The following is a 778-nucleotide window of genomic DNA, read 5'->3' as shown; positions in this document are numbered from 1 at the left end:
GTGCTTGGACAGAATGCGGTGGAGAATAATCTGCTTAACAACGAAGACAGAAAAAAATACGATCTTTTAACAGAGAAAATTCTCAACCATACAGCAAGTAATGAGGAAAAGGCCGAATTTGAGCGGCTGGCTGCTAAAGACCAAGTAAGCAATGAGTTATATAGAAAATATTATTCAGACCTTCATCGAAAAGATGGAAAAAAAGACCTGACAACCCAAGAAGCAGCTAGTTTGCGATCCTATCTAGACATCATCTATGATGATCAGAAAATTCTTGATAGAAAAATTAAGAATGATCTCTATCAAGGTAAAGAAATCTTGAGAAATGGAGAACCTTATTATCCGTTTTGGCTAGCCAAAAGAGATAGAAAAGTCAGAGAACATTGGAATAACTCTTGGAAAGAAATCCAGGATGCCCGAGGAAAGTATAAAACCGGTTTGGCTACTGTTAAGCATTTCTTTTTATCGGAAGGTCGTCCGATAGGGAAATACGAGAAAGCTTGGAATATCCTTGAAAGGGATAAAGCTTATGCCGATAGTTTTGAAGGCAGAGCAGCAGCCTCCACCGCACAAGGCATTGCTTTAGGTTTGGAATTTACCACTCGAGGACGTTATCTGATGATGGCTATTGGTGGAGCACAAGCCAGTTACGGAACTTATCAAATCACACAGGGAAACCTTGAGCACGGGAAAGCCAATTTCTTTTTAGGTGCCGGAACAATGTTGGGTAGTGTCAGTCTTGGTGGGGCTTCGGTTAAGAAATCTCCGTTGGCAATCC

1 protein-coding gene is annotated in these 778 nt (G+C 40.9%); it reads left to right on the top strand.

What is annotated here, in order from left to right; all coding sequences use genetic code 11:
- A partial coding sequence (locus HMPREF3047_RS01830; RefSeq protein WP_141756539.1) for a hypothetical protein occupies window positions 1–778 on the top strand: 778 nt, incomplete at both ends.

This window comes from Neisseria sp. HMSC075C10, assembly GCF_001815615.1.
In the GTDB taxonomy this organism is placed as follows: Bacteria; Pseudomonadota; Gammaproteobacteria; order Burkholderiales; family Neisseriaceae; genus Neisseria; species Neisseria subflava_A.
This window is presented reverse-complemented; position numbering and strand designations above follow the sequence as displayed.